Origin of the sequence: Citrobacter telavivensis (assembly GCF_041807075.1) — a bacterium.
GTDB classification, from domain to species: Bacteria; Pseudomonadota; Gammaproteobacteria; order Enterobacterales; family Enterobacteriaceae; genus Citrobacter_A; species Citrobacter_A telavivensis.
Map to the genome: position 1 here is coordinate 42,047 of NZ_JBGUBF010000007.1, position 16,843 is coordinate 58,889.

The 16,843-nt window shown below is 54.0% G+C and carries 15 protein-coding genes; 9 read left to right on the plus strand and 6 right to left on the minus strand.

The genetic code is table 11. The annotated features are described in order from the left end of the window. Positions 1-16 precede the first annotated feature (16 nt). Complete coding sequence (locus tag ACERJC_RS21175; protein ID WP_373672434.1) at positions 17-910, minus strand: LysR family transcriptional regulator; 894 nt, start codon at positions 908-910, stop codon at positions 17-19. An 89-nt stretch (positions 911-999) separates the two neighbouring features. Between ACERJC_RS21175 and ACERJC_RS21180 the strand changes: the two genes are divergently transcribed. Continuing rightward, positions 1,000-1,371 carry a carboxymuconolactone decarboxylase family protein gene (locus ACERJC_RS21180; protein WP_152401249.1) on the plus strand — a complete coding sequence of 124 codons (372 nt, stop codon included), beginning with the start codon at positions 1,000-1,002 and terminating at the stop codon, positions 1,369-1,371. A 62-nt stretch (positions 1,372-1,433) separates the two neighbouring features. Here ACERJC_RS21180 and metL read toward each other — a convergent pair whose 3' ends face one another. Then, positions 1,434-3,866, minus strand: a complete 2,433-nt coding sequence (gene metL, locus ACERJC_RS21185; protein ID WP_286632378.1) for a bifunctional aspartate kinase/homoserine dehydrogenase II — start codon at positions 3,864-3,866, stop codon at positions 1,434-1,436. 2 nt (positions 3,867-3,868) lie between these two features. Continuing rightward, a complete protein-coding gene (metB, locus tag ACERJC_RS21190) occupies positions 3,869-5,029 on the minus strand; it encodes a cystathionine gamma-synthase (protein ID WP_373672435.1) in 1,161 nt (386 codons plus the stop codon). Positions 5,030-5,305: 276 nt separating this feature from the next. On the opposite strand from metB, the gene metJ reads away from it, so the two are divergent. Both metJ and ACERJC_RS21200 read left to right on the plus strand, forming a co-directional pair. Next, complete coding sequence (metJ, locus tag ACERJC_RS21195) at positions 5,306-5,623, plus strand: met regulon transcriptional regulator MetJ (protein ID WP_042325599.1); 318 nt, start codon at positions 5,306-5,308, stop codon at positions 5,621-5,623. Between the two features lie 67 nt (positions 5,624-5,690). Further along, complete coding sequence (locus tag ACERJC_RS21200) at positions 5,691-6,299, plus strand: YiiX family permuted papain-like enzyme (protein WP_178828118.1); 609 nt, start codon at positions 5,691-5,693, stop codon at positions 6,297-6,299. Between the two features lie 72 nt (positions 6,300-6,371). Here the strand turns inward: ACERJC_RS21200 and ACERJC_RS21205 are convergent, their stop codons facing one another. From ACERJC_RS21205 to rpmE, 3 genes are all read right to left on the minus strand, one after another. Continuing rightward, positions 6,372-7,796, minus strand: coding sequence for an MFS transporter (locus ACERJC_RS21205; protein ID WP_373672436.1), 1,425 nt, complete (start codon positions 7,794-7,796; stop codon positions 6,372-6,374). A gap of 118 nt (positions 7,797-7,914) precedes the next feature. Continuing rightward, the gene (locus tag ACERJC_RS21210) at positions 7,915-8,595 is read right to left on the minus strand and encodes an oligogalacturonate-specific porin KdgM family protein (protein WP_046493449.1); all 681 of its coding nucleotides are present in this window, start codon (positions 8,593-8,595) and stop codon (positions 7,915-7,917) included. A 352-nt stretch (positions 8,596-8,947) separates the two neighbouring features. Continuing rightward, positions 8,948-9,160, minus strand: coding sequence for a 50S ribosomal protein L31 (rpmE, locus tag ACERJC_RS21215; protein ID WP_042325590.1), 213 nt, complete (start codon positions 9,158-9,160; stop codon positions 8,948-8,950). A 262-nt stretch (positions 9,161-9,422) separates the two neighbouring features. On the opposite strand from rpmE, the gene priA reads away from it, so the two are divergent. The 6 genes from priA (at position 9,423) to menA (ending at position 16,830) form a co-directional block, all read left to right on the plus strand. Continuing rightward, positions 9,423-11,621, plus strand: a complete 2,199-nt coding sequence (gene priA / locus ACERJC_RS21220) for a primosomal protein N' (protein WP_371896181.1) — start codon at positions 9,423-9,425, stop codon at positions 11,619-11,621. 155 nt (positions 11,622-11,776) lie between these two features. Further along, positions 11,777-12,802 carry a DNA-binding transcriptional regulator CytR gene (cytR, locus tag ACERJC_RS21225; RefSeq protein WP_178828110.1) on the plus strand — a complete coding sequence of 342 codons (1,026 nt, stop codon included), beginning with the start codon at positions 11,777-11,779 and terminating at the stop codon, positions 12,800-12,802. A gap of 85 nt (positions 12,803-12,887) precedes the next feature. After that, a complete protein-coding gene (gene ftsN / locus ACERJC_RS21230; protein WP_178828108.1) occupies positions 12,888-13,871 on the plus strand; it encodes a cell division protein FtsN in 984 nt (327 codons plus the stop codon). A gap of 91 nt (positions 13,872-13,962) precedes the next feature. After that, positions 13,963-14,493, plus strand: a complete 531-nt coding sequence (gene hslV, locus ACERJC_RS21235; RefSeq protein WP_046493441.1) for an ATP-dependent protease subunit HslV — start codon at positions 13,963-13,965, stop codon at positions 14,491-14,493. A gap of 9 nt (positions 14,494-14,502) precedes the next feature. Next, a complete protein-coding gene (gene hslU / locus ACERJC_RS21240; protein ID WP_042325582.1) occupies positions 14,503-15,834 on the plus strand; it encodes an ATP-dependent protease ATPase subunit HslU in 1,332 nt (443 codons plus the stop codon). Between the two features lie 66 nt (positions 15,835-15,900). Then, complete coding sequence (gene menA / locus ACERJC_RS21245) at positions 15,901-16,830, plus strand: 1,4-dihydroxy-2-naphthoate polyprenyltransferase (protein WP_152401231.1); 930 nt, start codon at positions 15,901-15,903, stop codon at positions 16,828-16,830. Positions 16,831-16,843: the final 13 nt, after the last annotated feature.

The window sequence follows — 16,843 nt, forward strand, 5'->3', positions numbered from 1 at the left end:
CACGTTAGCCCGCCATTCAGAGGGCTGACATCACGCTTTTCAGCCACTGTAAGCGCGCAACGTTCTCCGGCAGCATTACCAGCCCCGCCTGAATACTGAGTTCACCGTCACACAGTGGACGAAAAACCACCCCCTGGCGCTGAATGGCGGCAAAGGAGGCCGGAAGTAAGCTCAGACCGTCGCCATGCGCAATTCGCGCCAGCAGAACGTCATGCTCCAGCGGCTCTTCAAGACAGGCCGGGGCGTAACCCACGCGCTGAAAGCGTTCCCGCGTAGCGTCAAAGAAGGCCGGATTACGTTCCCGGCTGAACCAGAACAGCGGCCGGTGGTTAAGTTCCGCCAGGAGGAGAGACTCTCTGCCTGCCTCTGGCCAGATGGCGGGTAGCGCCGCGATGAGCGGCTCGTGCCAGTCGAGCGACGTGACGGCAAGTCCGACGGACTCCAGCGGCAACGCCACCACGGCAGCATCCAGTTTTCCGCGTCGCACCTGACGCACCAGATCGGGCGAGCCCTGGCGCACCAGACGCAGGGTCTCCACCCGGGTATTCATCTGCGTTTCCAGCCCAGCGAAAACACCCTGCTCAAACGCCGTCGTCAGCCCCAGACGCAGCGACTGCACATCATTTGGCGCGAGCTGACTCAGAGCTGCCCAGGTTTTATCCTGCAGTTCCAGCAGCGGACGTACGATCTCCAGCACCTGCAGTCCCTCATTTGTCAGCGTCAGGCCTTTGGTATGACGGACAAACAGCGTTACCCCCAGACGTTCTTCAAGCTGGCGTATGTGGCGGCTGAGCGGCGGTTGCGACATAAACAGTCGCTGGGCCGCCCGGCTCATGTTGTTCTCTTCCGCCACCACGACAAAGTAGCGCAGCAGGCGGATATCCAGAGAGTGCTGAGGCGGTGTTGTCATACCGAAAAGGTATCACGGAAACGGTATTATCCAAATGATTCTACCCGCCCTATCCTCACGCCATACATTACACAAACGAGGAAGACACCATGCATTCGGAACGTTTTATTACCGGTCAGGACATGCTACAGCAGGTCGATGGCAAAGGCGGCGATGCCGTCGTCGAAAGCCTGAAAGATATTGCTCCCGACTTCGCCCGCTATCTGATTGAGTTTCCTTTTGGCGACATCTATTCCCGACCCGGGCTGGATTTACGCAGTCGGGAGATTGCCACCGTCGCCGCATTGACCGCGCTGGGTAATGCCACGCCGCAGTTGAAGGTACATATTGCCGCCGCGCTGCACGTCGGGTTAACGCAGGAGGAAATTATTGAGGTGATGATGCAGATGGCAGTATATGCAGGCTTTCCAGCCGCGTTAAACGGTCTGTTCGCCGCAAAAGAAGTGTTTGCCGGCCGGTAACGCACCGGCCAGCATGATTGACGAACCGTAGGCCGGATAAGCGCAGCGCCATCCGGCAAAAACTACAGCAGTTGCGCCAGACGGTTAATATCTGACTGGATCGCCCCGGCGGTAACGTCACGACCGGCACCGGGTCCGCGGATCACCAACGGATTATCGCGATACCAGCGACTTTCAATGGCGAAGACGTTATCGCACGGCAGCAGCGCTGCCAGCGGGTGCTCCGGACGAACGGCTTCGACGCCGACGCGCGCTTTGCCGTTGGCATCGAAACGTGCCACATAGCGCAGCACCAGCCCCATTTCGCGGGCCGCTTCCAGACGTTGCACCATCTGGTCGTTCAGTTCATCGCCATTTTCAAAGAAGTGATCGATTGAACCTTCTTCACAATGTGCGGGAACCAGCGACTCAACGCGAACCTGATCCGGCTCGATGTCGTAGCCCGCTTCACGCGCCAGAATCACCAGCTTGCGCATCACATCTTTACCCGACAGGTCGACGCGCGGATCCGGCTCCGTCAGTCCCTGCTGCCAGGCCTGATCCACCAGATCGGTAAACGGCACAGAGCCATCAAACTGCAGGAATAGCCAGGACAGCGTGCCGGAGAAGATCCCGCTGATTGACAGGATAGTGTCGCCGCTGTCGATCAGATCGCGCACGGTGTGGTTGATCGGCAACCCCGCCCCCACGGTGGCGTTGTACAGCCAGTGACGCCCGGTCTTATCAAACGCGTCGTGGATCTGGCGATACTTATTGCTGGTGCTCGCCCCGGCCAGTTTGTTAGCGCTGATGACGTGGAAACCGTGACTGGCGAAGTCGAGATACTGATCGGCGAGCTGTTCGCTTGCGGTCACATCCAGCACCACCAGATCGTCATACGGGTGCGCGCGCATCCACAGGAACAGTGACTCTTCATCCTGTTCAATGGCTTCATCATTGAAGAACGCCAGCGCCCGGCTGGCATCCAGCCCTTCGTAGTTCAACAGGCTGCGACGGCTATCCACCACCCCTGCCAGCACAAATTCAAAACCGGTACGCGCCGAGAGCGTGCTCTGCTCGCGAGCAAACAGTTCCAGCCAGCGGGAACCAATATTGCCCTTGCCAAAGAGCACCAGGCCGATGCGTTTTTCTGCGCGGAAAATGGACTGATGCAGACCCTGAATCAGGCTCTCCGTCGGGCCGGTACGCAGCACGGCCACCAGGCTGATACCCTCTTCCGACTGCCAGGTAAATTCCACCGGCTGTCCTTTCAACTGCTGCCAAAAACGGTGGCAGTGCAGCGGATTACGGGTGACGCCCGCCCCCACCATCGCCACCAGCGCCAGCCCCTGACGCAAACGCAGTTCACCCGGCAAACCCGCTTCATCAAGGATTCGCAGAGCGCTATCCGCCACTTCCGAGGTGTAGCAGAACTGCAGCAGGTGACGATCGGTATGAACGCCAACGGCCAGCGGACGCACCTGCGCACGCTTGAGGACCTGGTCGATATCCTTATGCGCCTGCTTAAAGTCCTGGCTGGCAGGAACCTGAAATTCAATCAGGCAAACGTCATCATGGCTGGTCACGATACGCGCGCCGGTACCTGAAGCCAGTACGCGCTCAATGCGCGTAGAGCCTTGATCCGGCGTGTAGCTACAGCGCAACTGGAGATCGATATCGCTCCCGGAAACCGGCTGCAGCGTACGGGTGTGCAGAACCGGTGCCGCCAGGCGCGCCAGCTCGCTGGCTTCATCCAGACGTAACAGCGGCAACAGGCAGGCGTCTTTAACTTTACGCGGGTCAGCGCTGTACACCCCGGCCACGTCGCTCCAGATGGTGACGCGGGAAACACCCGCCAGCGCGCCAACCTGCGTGGCGGAATAGTCAGAACCGTTACGGCCCAGCAGCACCGTATCACCCGCATTACTACGGCTGATAAAACCGGTCACCACCAGACGTTTTTGCGGGTGCTGGATCAGCAGTTGCTGCAATAACGGGTAAGAAAGCCCTTCATCCACCTGCGGTTGCGCGGCGCGCTCGGCGCGTAAGAATTCACGCGCATCCAGCCAGGCCGACGCCATGCCATGCTGATTCAGCACCGCAGACATCAGACGTGCCGACCATACTTCACCATGACCTACCACCTCCGCATAAACGGCGTCATTCACGCCGCTATCCAGCAGATTTGCCAGACGCTCCAGATCGCTAATAAACAGGCTGGTTAATCCATCCGCCACGTCGGCAGGAAGCAGGCCGCTAATCAGCTCACACTGATAGCGACGCAGGGTCTGTTGCACCTGATGCGCAGAGAGGCGATCGGTCTGACTTAATTTCAGCCAACTGATCAGTTGGTTGGTCGTACTGCCCGCAGCGGAAACCACCATCATGTCGTCAGGCTGTGAGTATTCCGCCATGATGCCCGCGACGCGCAGATAACATTTCACGTCAGCCAGACTACTACCACCAAATTTGTGCAGTTGACGACCCTTCGCCCCTGCCTGCGCAATCACACTCATGTTTACCCCTTGTTTGCAGCCCGGAAGCCATTTTCCAGGTCGGCAATTAAATCTTCGCCATCTTCAATACCGGTGGAGATACGCAGCAGCGTCTCGGAGATCCCGGCAGCGGCACGCGCTTCTGGCGCCATGCCGGCATGCGTCATCGTTGCGGCGTGAGAGATTAGGCTTTCCACTCCCCCTAAGGATTCCGCCAGCGTAAACAACGACAGCCCGCTCAGGAAACGACGCAGCGTCTGCTCATCGCCATCCAGTTCAAAACTCAACATTGCGCCAAAACCTTTCTGCTGACGCACGGCAATGTCATGCCCCTGATTTTCCGGCAGCGACGGGTGATAGAGCTTTTTCACCCGCGGCTGGGTTTGCAGGTAATCGACGATCGCCTGCGCATTGCGTTGCGCCACTTCCATGCGCGGCGACAGCGTACGCAACCCACGCAACAGCAGGTAACTGTCAAACGCGCCGCCGGTCACGCCGATATTATTCGCCCACCATGCCAGTTCGGTGACGATTTCCGGATCTTTGGCTATCACCACGCCCGCCACCACGTCAGAGTGGCCATTCAGATATTTCGTGCATGAATGCAACACCAGATCGGCGCCCAATGCCAGCGGATTTTGCAGCGCCGGGCTTAAAAAAGTGTTGTCGACAACGCTGACGGCTCCGGCTTCACGCGCCAGTTGGCAGATTTTCGCAATATCCACCACGCGTAACAGCGGATTACTCGGACTTTCCACCAGTACCAGTTTGGGTTTTTCTGCCAGCGCGGCCTGCAACGCCTGCTCATCCCCTTGATCGACAAACCGCACGCGATAGCATCCGCGCGTCGCCAGACTGTCAAACAGGCGGTAGCTGCCGCCGTAGCAATCATGCGGTGCCACCAGCAGATCGCCTGGCTTCAGAAACACGGTTGTCGCCAGGTGAATCGCCGACATGCCGGTATTGGTCAGCACCGCACCCGCCCCCCCTTCCAGTTCGGCCAGCGCACGCTGCACCACATCGCGCGTAGGGTTGCCGCGACGGGAGTAGTCATGGGCGCGAGGCTCATTAAAACCGGTAAAATTATAGGTGCTGGAAAGGTGAATCGGCGGAACGACGCAACCATACTGTTCGTCGTCATTTAACCCGCTACGCACTGCGATGGTGGCCTGTTTACGCGTCATGTTAGGGTGTTCCTGAGCTGAGTCGATGAAAAGTCAGGTCCCAGAGTAAACAGGTTAACAATAGACGTCAATACATCTGGACATCTAAACTTCTTTGCGTATAGATTGAGCAAACTGGAAATAGCCGTTAAAATTATCTGCATTAGCGCACAACTACAGGCGCTTTATCAGTGTCACAGTATCGCCTGTACGGTAAACTATGCGGAATTATGGCGAGTAGCCGCACAAATAGTGCGGCCTTGCCTCATATTAATGACAAAGAGGATTAAGTATCTCATGGCTGAATGGAGCGGCGAATATATCAGCCCATACGCTGAGCACGGTAAGAAGAGTGAGCAAGTAAAGAAAATTACGGTTTCCATTCCTCTGAAGGTGTTAAAAATCCTCACCGATGAACGCACGCGTCGTCAGGTGAACAACCTGCGCCACGCCACCAACAGCGAGTTGCTGTGTGAAGCGTTTCTGCATGCCTTTACCGGGCAACCCCTGCCAAACGACGCAGACCTGCGTAAAGAGCGCAGTGATGAAATCCCGGAAGCGGCGAAAGAGATCATGCGTGAACTGGGGATCGACCCGGAGACATGGGAATATTGATTTGCAGAAAAGAGCGGCGCGGGTTTCCTGGCCGCTCTTTTTAATTGTGTAACAAGGACGTTATGCCATGAATCGAGGCTTACTGGTTTTCAGTCTGCTGATTGCGACGCCTGTTTTTGCCTGGGAACCGCAAACCGGCGACATCATCTTTCAAATGTCCTTATCCTCCCAGAGCCAGGCGATTCAACTGGCAACGCATTCTGACTATAGCCATACCGGCATGATCGTTATCCGCGAGAAAAAACCGTACGTCTTTGAAGCCATTGGCCCGGTGGTTTATACCCCTCTGCAAAAGTGGATAACACACGGTAAAGACGGAAAATACATCGTGCGTCGCGTTGACGGTGGGCTATCGCCACAGCAGCAGAAAAAGCTCGCGCAAACCGCAAAACACTATCTCGGTAAACCTTACGATCTGGCCTTTTCCTGGAGTGACGAGCGTCAGTACTGCTCTGAAGTGGTGTGGAAGGTGTATGACCATGCGCTCGGGATGAAAATGGGTAAGCTGCAAAAGCTAAAGGATTTCGATCTCAGTCACCCGGCGGTGCAAGCCAAAATGAAAGAACGTTACGGTAAAAATATCCCGCTGAATGAAACGGTTATTTCTCCACAGGCGCTTTTTGATGCGCCGCAACTGGAAACGGTTGAGAAGTCGTGGCCGCTGCTTTGGTGGTGACGCAACAAAGGCAGAGGTTTTCCCCTGCCTTTCAGACTCACTGCCCACTATTTTCATAGTGGTGCTCATGGGTTATTTGCTAATCCCATTAAATTTATTCAGTGTTGCTTCCATTTTGAGCGTTTCTTTACGGTTCAGTGGATAGAAATAAACCAGCATCACGGCGGCCAAAAACAGGCATAAAGCCGGTATCAGATTCGCCATCGTGTAAATATTTTCCCGCACGACGCTGGTTTGCGCAGCCCCGCCCGTTGATGAGGATTGGTAGCCGATGATAGCCAGCATAAAACCCCCAATGGCTCCCGCACATGCCTGACCCACTTTGCGAGCAAAGAAGTTCACACCATAAACGGTGCCATCTTCGCGATCGCCAGTAACATACTGATGGTAGTCGCAAACATCCGTCATAAACGCCCAAATCATCAGGTTGAATAATCCGGCTCCTAGCGTCGCAAGGAAAAGAAAGACCAGATAGATTTTCGCATCCGTAATGTGGATGAAGTACATAATCAGATACATCACCACGGAAAAGAACAGTGCACCGACGCTGGCTTCTTTTTTACCAAACCGCTTCGTGAGCCAGGACGCGGATGGCGCCAGCAGAATCAGGGAACCAAAGGTAAATAAGAGTGCGACAGACATGGCGGCTTTATTGTGGAAATAGTCATTAAACAGATAGGTCATATTGGTACCGGAGAGACCCTGATTAATCACAATAAGCAGATCAACCACAACCAGCACAATCAACGCCTTATTGCGTAGCAATCCCTTCAACAAAACAGAAACGGGCATGCTCTCTTTTCTTTCCACACGCACACGCTCTGTCGTTAAATGACAGGTCAGTGTTAAAAAGATAAAAGCCAGTATCGAGCAGCCAATCGCAATCCAGAAGAAATGTTGCCCGGAAATCACCAGGCTTCCGTCAACAAGGGTGGTATACATCAGAATGGGAATAAAAAAACCGGTTGCCCCACCACCAATCGCCGAGCCAACGCTGCGGTAAGTCGAAAGCGAAACACGATCGTCCGGATTCGAGCTAATCGCGGCTGACATTGCACCATAAGGAATGCTAACGGTCGATAACAACGAACCGTAAATAAAATAGGAACAGCAGATATAGATAATTTTCGCTGTTTCAGAAAATTCATGAACAAACGGTAGAAAAAGAACCACCGAAATGATGCAGAAAGGGTATTTCATGCGACGAACCCAGGGGTTAAAACGCCCGTAAACGGTCAGTTTAGACGTATCGCATATGCGCCCTACGGCGACATCAACAAACGCATCAAAGAGTTTTGTTATAAAATAGAGTGACCCGACAATAACCCCGGAAACACCGAGCACATTAGTGTAGTAAATCATTAAAAAGCTATTGACCAACCCAAGAATAAAACAATTCCCCAGGTCGCCACACAAGTAACCTATTTTATCTCTGAATCCGAAAGGCCTGATAGCAATGCTTGCATTACTGCTTATAACATGTTCATCACTGGACATTATGTCAACTCCTGAGTGCCTTATTCACGCGAATATTAAGGCATGCGTGGTTTTGCGTATTGAAAGGCAACTTGATGATGTTTTTTATAGATAAATTTCACGTTAACGGAATTAACAATCAGAAGTTATAGCCCAGACCCACACGATAACGCGTCTGGCGATCGTCCGTCGTTGTCGTGTTATAACCAGAGGACACGTTACCCACTTCAACAAAAGGAACCCAGGACCCTATCTTATAAGCAACACGGAAGTTATATTCATAGTCTTCATTTTTGTTGTTATATAAATCTTCACTATCGGCAATTTTATAAATGCCGTTGAGTTCAAACATCCAGTTATTGACGTTATAACCGAGCCATGCCTCCGGGCGATAGACCATCCGATCATCTTTGCCGTCGGCATTTCTACGCATATATTCCTGACGATAGCGGAACGCAGTCCACCAGTTGTCATTGATATTATACTGTACGCGAAGATAAGGCTTATAGATCGTCATGTTATCACCCGTTTCAACCGCGATGCCAGGCTGCCAGATGAGACCCTGCCAGGTGAATTGATAGCTTGCCGTATACTCGTTGCCATTACTTTCCATATTGTTCCACGCATCATTTGATTGCGCATCATCGGAACGAGAGATAGCTTCTACTGCCACACCAAAACCAGTCGCAAAGCGGTGAGACATATAAACACGGTCATAGTTACGTCCATCATCATAATATTCATGACGATAATCTACATAGCCTGCGTGAGCGGCTCCAGATAATAATGGAATAAGTAATAATGCATATCCACGCTTCATAGCAATCCCTCTCAATAGAAAACGTCAAAAACAATCTGACCTTATCGACATCATCACGGTTAAAAGGCAATGATAAAAATAAGGGACAGGATTAATTTTATATTACGTAATGAAGTTTATTTAAGCGGGGAAGCTAAAACCTTTTAAATTTTGCCAGCAACTAAAAATCATGGCAAAAAAAGAAAGATAAGAGAGACGAACATCACCAATAAAACAATTTACCGATAAATTAGAAACGACATTTCAAGTTAGTTTCTGGTTATTTATTCAAGGCACCAATGATAAATATAAAAAAGATAAAATTCAGATACAAAAAAAGCGCCTGTCGGCGCTTTTTTTTGACAGCTGAAACTTATTTGCTGCCCGGGATGTTGAAACGCTTGTTGAAGCGGTCAACACGGCCACCGGTTGCAACGTCACGCTGTTTGCCAGTGTAGAACGGGTGGCATTTACCGCAGACGTCCAGGTTCAGATCGTGACCTACGGTAGAGCGAATTTTCATGACGTTACCGCAAGAACAGGTAGCAGTAATTTCTTCGTATTTCGGGTGAATATCTTTTTTCATGGGAAAACCTCAGTTTAAGGCCGCGTCGCTCTTCCAGCCCTAACGCCAGACACCACGCGATGTTAATTTTTACCCGTCGCCTTTCACACCGCTGATATGTTGGCTGCGTGAAATTCTCGGGTAACGGTCAAGTTTTGACACAATCAATTTGCATCAAAGGCGGCGAATCATACAGAAATTAGCCCGCTCATGCAAACTGATTCGCTCATCACCCATGAGTAATGTGTATACTAACCGGCCAGATTTCAAGTCAGGATGATTTATGCCCGTAGCGCACGTTGCCTTACCCGTTCCGCTCCCTCGCACCTTTGACTATCTTCTGCCGGAAGGCATGAATGTCAAAGCAGGGTGTCGCGTGCGCGTACCGTTTGGCAAACAGCAGGAGCGCGTCGGGATCGTCGTCTCGGTTAGCGACAAAAGCGAGCTGCCGCTGAATGAACTGAAAGCTGTCGTTGATGTGCTGGATGATGAGCCGCTCTTTTCGACCTCCGTCTGGCGTCTGCTGATCTGGGCGGCAGATTATTATCATCATCCCATTGGCGACGTGCTGTTCCATGCCCTGCCCATCCTGCTGCGTCAGGGGAAACCTGCCACCAACACGCCAATGTGGTACTGGTTTGCCACCGAAGAGGGCCAGGCCGTTGATCTTAATAGCCTGAAACGTTCCCCCAAACAGCAGCAGGCGTTGGCCGCGTTGCGACAGGGGAAAATCTGGCGCGATCGGGTCGCCGACCTTGAATTCAACGATGCCGCGCTTCAGGCTCTGCGTAAAAAAGGCTTGTGTGAACTGGCGAGCGAAACCCCAGGTTTTAGCGACTGGCGCACGCACTACGCGGTTTGCGGCGAACGTCTGCGACTGAACACCGAACAGGCCACCGCCGTTGGCGCAATTCACAGCGCGTCAGACTGTTTCTCCGCCTGGCTGCTGGCCGGGGTGACGGGGTCAGGTAAAACCGAAGTTTATCTGAGCGTACTGGAAAACGTTCTGGCACAGGGTAAGCAGGCGCTGGTGATGGTGCCGGAAATTGGTCTGACGCCGCAAACCATCGCCCGTTTTCGCGAACGGTTCAACGCGCCGGTGGAAGTGCTGCATTCCGGCCTCAATGACAGCGAGCGCCTTTCTGCCTGGTTGAAAGCCAAAAACGGCGAAGCGGCGATTGTCATTGGCACACGCTCCTCCTTATTTACGCCGTTTAAAAATCTTGGCGTGATCGTTATCGATGAAGAACACGACAGTTCCTATAAACAGCAGGAAGGCTGGCGCTATCATGCCCGCGATCTGGCGGTCTGGCGCGCCCATAGCGAACGCATTCCGATAATCCTCGGTTCGGCAACTCCGGCACTGGAAACGCTGTGTAACGTGCGGCAGAAAAAATACCGGATGCTGCGCCTGACGCGCCGCGCCGGAAACGCGCGTCCCGCGACTCAGCACGTGCTGGATTTAAAAGGTCAGCAGGTACAGGCCGGTCTGGCACCGGCGCTGATCGCCCGTATGCGCCAGCATTTACAGGCCGACAACCAGGTGATTTTATTTCTCAATCGCCGGGGTTTTGCACCTGCGCTGCTTTGCCACGACTGCGGCTGGATTGCGGAGTGTCCGCGTTGCGATCACTACTACACCCTGCATCAGGCACAGCACCATTTGCGCTGTCATCACTGCGACAGCCAGCGTCCGGTGCCACGTCAGTGTCCTTCCTGTGGCTCTACGCATATGGTACCGGTCGGATTAGGCACTGAGCAGCTTGAACAAGCGCTGGCTCCCTTCTTTCCCGGCGTACCGATTTCCCGCATTGACCGCGATACCACCAGCCGCAAAGGGTCGCTTGAGCAGCATCTGGCACAAGTGCATCGCGGTGGCGCAAGGATCCTGATCGGCACCCAGATGCTGGCAAAAGGTCACCACTTCCCTGACGTGACGCTGGTTGCGCTGCTGGATGTGGACGGCGCGCTGTTCTCGGCAGATTTCCGTTCAGCAGAACGCTTTGCCCAACTTTATACGCAGGTTTCCGGGCGCGCAGGACGCGCTGGAAAACAGGGAGAAGTGGTTTTGCAGACCCACCATCCGGAACATCCGCTGCTACAGACTCTGTTGCATAAGGGCTATGACGCATTCGCTGAACAAGCGCTGGCGGAACGGCAAACTCTGCAACTACCGCCGTGGACCAGTCACGTCATTGTGCGCGCAGAAGATCATCATAATCAGCAGGCGCCGCTGTTTTTGCAGCAACTGCGTAATCTGATTCAGGCCAGTCCGCTGGCTGACGATAAGCTCTGGATTTTAGGCCCGGTACCGGCACTGGCGCCGAAGCGCGGCGGACGCTATCGCTGGCAGATTTTATTGCAGCATCCGTCACGGATTCGTTTGCAGCATATCGTGAGTGGCACGCTGGCACTCATCAATACGTTACCGGAGTCGCGCAAGGTGAAATGGGTGCTGGATGTCGATCCCATCGAGGGATAACCCCCTCAGATGCGAGGCGGATCGTAAAATTCAACATCCGTCACACTTTTTATGAAAATTCTGTAACCGTTTCCATTCGCTATCTGATAAAAATGTTTTTGATGTGAATTCAACAGGGATTGTGCTGCGCCGGATTACCCAGGCGAGGAGAAAGAGTGAAACCGAATAAGCAGGCCGCTGCCGCTACAATGAAAGATGTTGCCATGAAGGCGAAAGTCTCAACGGCAACGGTGTCCCGCGCGCTAATGAACCCCGATAAAGTCTCTCAGTCCACCCGAAACCGGGTTGAACAGGCAGCTGTAGAAGTGGGGTATTTACCGCAGGCGACGGGTCGCAACGTTAAACGTAATGAATCGCGAACGATCCTGGTGATTGTCCCGGATATTTGCGATCCCTTCTTTAGCGAACTGATCCGTGGGATCGAGGTCACCGCCGCCAGTCATGGCTATCTGGTGTTGATCGGCGATTGCGCGCACCAGAACCAGCAGGAAAAAACCTTCGTCAATCTGATCATCACCAAGCAAATTGATGGCATGTTGCTGTTGGGCTCTCGTCTGCCGTTTGACGCCAGTATTGAAGAGCAGCGCAATCTGCCGCCGATGGTGATGGCGAACGAGTTCGCGCCGGAGCTGGAGTTGCCCACCGTCCATATCGACAACCTGACCGCTGCCTTCAATGCCGTGAACTATCTGCATGAACTGGGACATCAGCGCATTGGCTGCATTGCCGGGCCGGAAGAGATGCCGCTATGTCATTACCGCTTGCAGGGTTACGTGCAAGCGCTGCGCCGTTGCGGTGTGACGGTGGATCCGCACTATATCGCTCGCGGGGATTTCACCTTCGAGGCTGGCGGCAATGCGCTCAGGCAGTTGTTCGAATTGCCGCAACCGCCAACAGCGGTATTCTGTCATAGCGATGTCATGGCGCTCGGCGCCCTCTCATGGGCCAAACGTCAGGGCATCAAAGTTCCGGATGACCTGTCGATTATTGGTTTCGACAACATCGCCCTGGCGGAATTTTGCGATCCGCCGCTGACCACCGTTGCGCAACCGCGCTTCGAAATTGGTCGTGAAGCGATGCTGTTGCTGCTTGACCAAATTCATGGACAAAATGTCAACAGCGGCTCGCGTTTGATGGACTGTGAACTGATCCTTCGGGGTACCACGCGTGCCTTAACGTAAACCTTTCAGACACGGTGTCTGGTCAAAGGCCCGCCGCTTAAGTAACATGGCGGGCTGACGAACAAATCAATACAGCGAAACGATAGTGGCACAACGAGATTATGTACGTCGCGGCCAACCGGCACCTTCGCGGCGCAAAAAGAGCACCTCACGGAAAAAGCAACGCAACACGTCTGCGGTATCGCCCGCAATGGTCGCCATTGCCGCCGCCGTTCTTGTGGCCTTTATCGGTGGTTTGTACTTCATTACGCATCATAAGAAAGAAGAATCCGAAACGTTGCAGGGTCAGAAAGTGACCGGCAACGGGCTGCCGCCGAAGCCGGAAGAGCGTTGGCGCTATATTAAAGAGCTGGAAAGCCGCCAGCCGGGCGTACGTGCGCCGACAGAACCGTCTGCAGGCGGTGAAGTGATGAAGCCGGATCAACTGACCAACGAACAGCGCCAGTTGCTTGCGCAAATGCAGGCCGATATGCGCCAGCAGCCAACGCAACTCAACGAAGTACCGTGGAACGAGCAGACACCGGCACAGCGTCAGCAAACGTTGCAGCGCCAGGCTCAGCAACGTCAGGTTGAGCAGCAACAGCAGCAGTGGAACAGCACGCCACCGGTTCAACAGCCGCGTACGCAGCCGCAGACACAAACGCGCACAGCGCAAACGGCACCGGTACAGCAACCGTCGAAGCCTGTTACGCAGCCGCAGAAACCTGCGGCAACGTCACAGCCGTATCAGGATCTGCTGCAGACCCCTGCGCACACAGCGGCGTCTGCGCCGAAAACACAGCCGGCCGCTCCGGTTGAGCGCGTGCCAGAAGCACCGAAGCCGACCGCGGAGAAGAAAGACGAACGTCGCTGGATGGTGCAGTGCGGTTCGTTTAAAGGCGCTGAACAGGCAGAAACCGTGCGTGCACAGCTGGCTTTCGAAGGCTTTGACTCCAAAATCACCACCAACAATGGCTGGAATCGCGTGGTCATCGGGCCGGTGAAAGGCAAAGAGAATGCCGACAGCACGATTAGCCGCCTGAAGATGGCGGGTCACACAAACTGTATTCGACTCGCCTCCGGGGGTTGAAACCCCCAAAATCCCCCCCATCTATACTTGCATTACGCCCCGTACACCGTGCGGGGCTTGTATTCTGTATTTGTAACCAAGGGGTCTGCTCGTGACAACAATAGTAAGCGTACGCCGTAACGGCCATGTGGTTATCGCCGGTGATGGTCAGGCCACACTGGGTAACACCGTAATGAAAGGCAACGTGAAAAAAGTACGTCGTCTGTACAACGACAAAGTCATTGCTGGCTTTGCGGGAGGTACGGCGGATGCGTTCACGCTGTTTGAACTGTTTGAGCGCAAGCTGGAAATGCATCAGGGACATCTGGTCAAAGCCGCCGTTGAGCTGGCGAAAGACTGGCGTACCGACAGGATGCTACGCAAACTTGAAGCGCTGTTAGCAGTCGCAGATGAAAACGCCTCCCTTATCATCACCGGTAACGGTGACGTCGTGCAGCCGGAAAACGATCTGATTGCCATCGGCTCCGGCGGTCCCTACGCCCAGGCTGCGGCACGTGCTCTGCTGGAAAACACCGAGCTCGGCGCTCGCGACATTGCTGAAAAAGCGTTGGATATTGCAGGTGATATCTGCATTTACACCAACCATTTCCATACCATTGAAGAATTACCGTCTAAAGCGTAAGGATCTCCCATGTCTGAAATGACCCCACGCGAAATCGTCAGCGAACTGAACAAGCATATCATCGGCCAGGATAACGCCAAGCGTTCCGTGGCGATTGCACTGCGTAACCGCTGGCGCCGCATGCAGCTCGACGAAGAACTGCGCCATGAAGTCACACCGAAAAACATTCTGATGATCGGCCCCACCGGTGTCGGTAAAACCGAAATCGCCCGTCGTCTGGCAAAGCTTGCCAACGCGCCGTTCATCAAAGTAGAAGCGACAAAATTCACCGAAGTAGGTTATGTCGGTAAAGAAGTTGACTCTATCATCCGCGATCTGACCGATGCCGCCATCAAAATGGTTCGCGTCCAGGCGATCGAGAAAAATCGCTATCGTGCAGAAGAGATGGCAGAAGAGCGCATTCTTGATGTGCTGATCCCACCGGCTAAAAATAACTGGGGCCAGGCGGAACAGCAGTCTGAACCGTCAGCTGCGCGTCAGGCATTCCGTAAAAAACTGCGCGAAGGCCAGCTCGACGATAAAGAAATCGAGATCGATCTCGCCGCTGCACCGATGGGCGTGGAAATCATGGCGCCTCCGGGAATGGAAGAGATGACCAGCCAGTTGCAGTCCATGTTCCAGAACCTGGGCGGGCAGAAGCAGAAAGCGCGTAAGCTGAAAATCAAAGACGCGATGAAGCTGCTGATTGAAGAAGAAGCGGCCAAGCTGGTGAATCCGGAAGAGCTGAAACAGGAAGCGATCGACGCTGTTGAGCAGCACGGGATCGTGTTTATCGACGAAATCGACAAAATCTGTAAGCGCGGCGAATCCTCCGGCCCGGACGTGTCCCGTGAAGGCGTACAGCGCGACCTGCTACCGCTGGTTGAAGGCTGCACCGTCTCCACCAAGCACGGGATGGTCAAAACCGACCACATTCTGTTTATCGCCTCTGGGGCGTTCCAGGTGGCGAAGCCGTCTGACCTGATCCCGGAACTGCAGGGTCGTCTGCCGATTCGCGTGGAACTGCAGGCGCTGACCACCAGCGACTTTGAACGCATTCTGACGGAGCCTAATGCCTCTGTCACCGTGCAGTACAAAGCACTGATGGCGACTGAAGGCGTCAACATTGAGTTTACTGAATCCGGTATCAAGAAAATTGCTGAAGCGGCATGGCAGGTTAACGAGACCACCGAAAACATCGGTGCCCGTCGTCTGCACACCGTTCTGGAGCGCCTGATGGAAGATATTTCCTATGATGCGAGCGATTTGAATGGTCAAAGCATAACAATTGATGCGGATTATGTGAGCAAACATCTGGATGCGCTGGTCGCAGATGAAGATCTGAGCCGTTTTATCCTATAATCGCGTTCACTGCATTTTCATCACTGTTGATGGGGCTGAAAGGCCCCATTTTTATTGGCGCTAAATATGACTGAACAACAACAAATTAGCCGCTCCCAGGCCTGGCTGGAAAGCTTACGACCCAAGACCCTACCGCTCGCCTTCGCGGCGATCATCGTCGGTACGGCCCTGGCATGGTGGCAGGGATACTTTGATCCGCTGGTCGCTCTGCTGGCACTCATTACGGCAGGGCTTCTGCAAATCCTGTCAAATCTCGCCAACGATTATGGCGATGCCGTTAAGGGCAGCGACAAGCCGGACCGCCTCGGACCGCTGCGTGGAATGCAAAAAGGGGTGATCACCCAACAGGAGATGAAGCGCGCACTGATCATCACCGTCGTACTCATTTGTTTGTCCGGTCTGTCGCTGGTTGCCGTGGCGTGCCGCACGCCGGCGGATTTTGTCGGTTTCCTGGTGCTTGGCGTGCTGTCGATTATTGCCGCCATCACCTATACCGTGGGCAATCGTCCCTATGGCTACATCGGCCTGGGCGATATTTCCGTGCTGGTCTTCTTTGGCTGGCTGAGCGTGATGGGCAGTTGGTATCTGCAGGCGCATACGCTGATCCCGGCGCTCATTCTTCCGGCAACCGCCTGTGGTCTGCTGGCCACTGCCGTGCTTAACATCAATAACCTGCGCGATATCAACAGCGACCGGGAAAACGGCAAGAATACGCTGGTCGTTCGCCTCGGTGCCGTAAATGCCCGTCGTTACCATGCCTGTCTGCTGATGGGGACGCTGGTCTGCCTGGCGCTGTTTAACCTGCTTTCGCTGCAAAGTCCGTGGGGTTGGCTCTTCCTGTTGGCCGCACCGGTACTGGTAAAACAGGCGCGTTACGTTATGCGCCAGATGGAACCGGCGGCGATGCGTCCGATGCTCGAACGTACGGTAAAAGCCGCGTTGCTGACTAACCTGCTGTTTGTCGTCGGGATTTTCTTAAGTCAGTGGGCAAGATAACTGACAAATATCA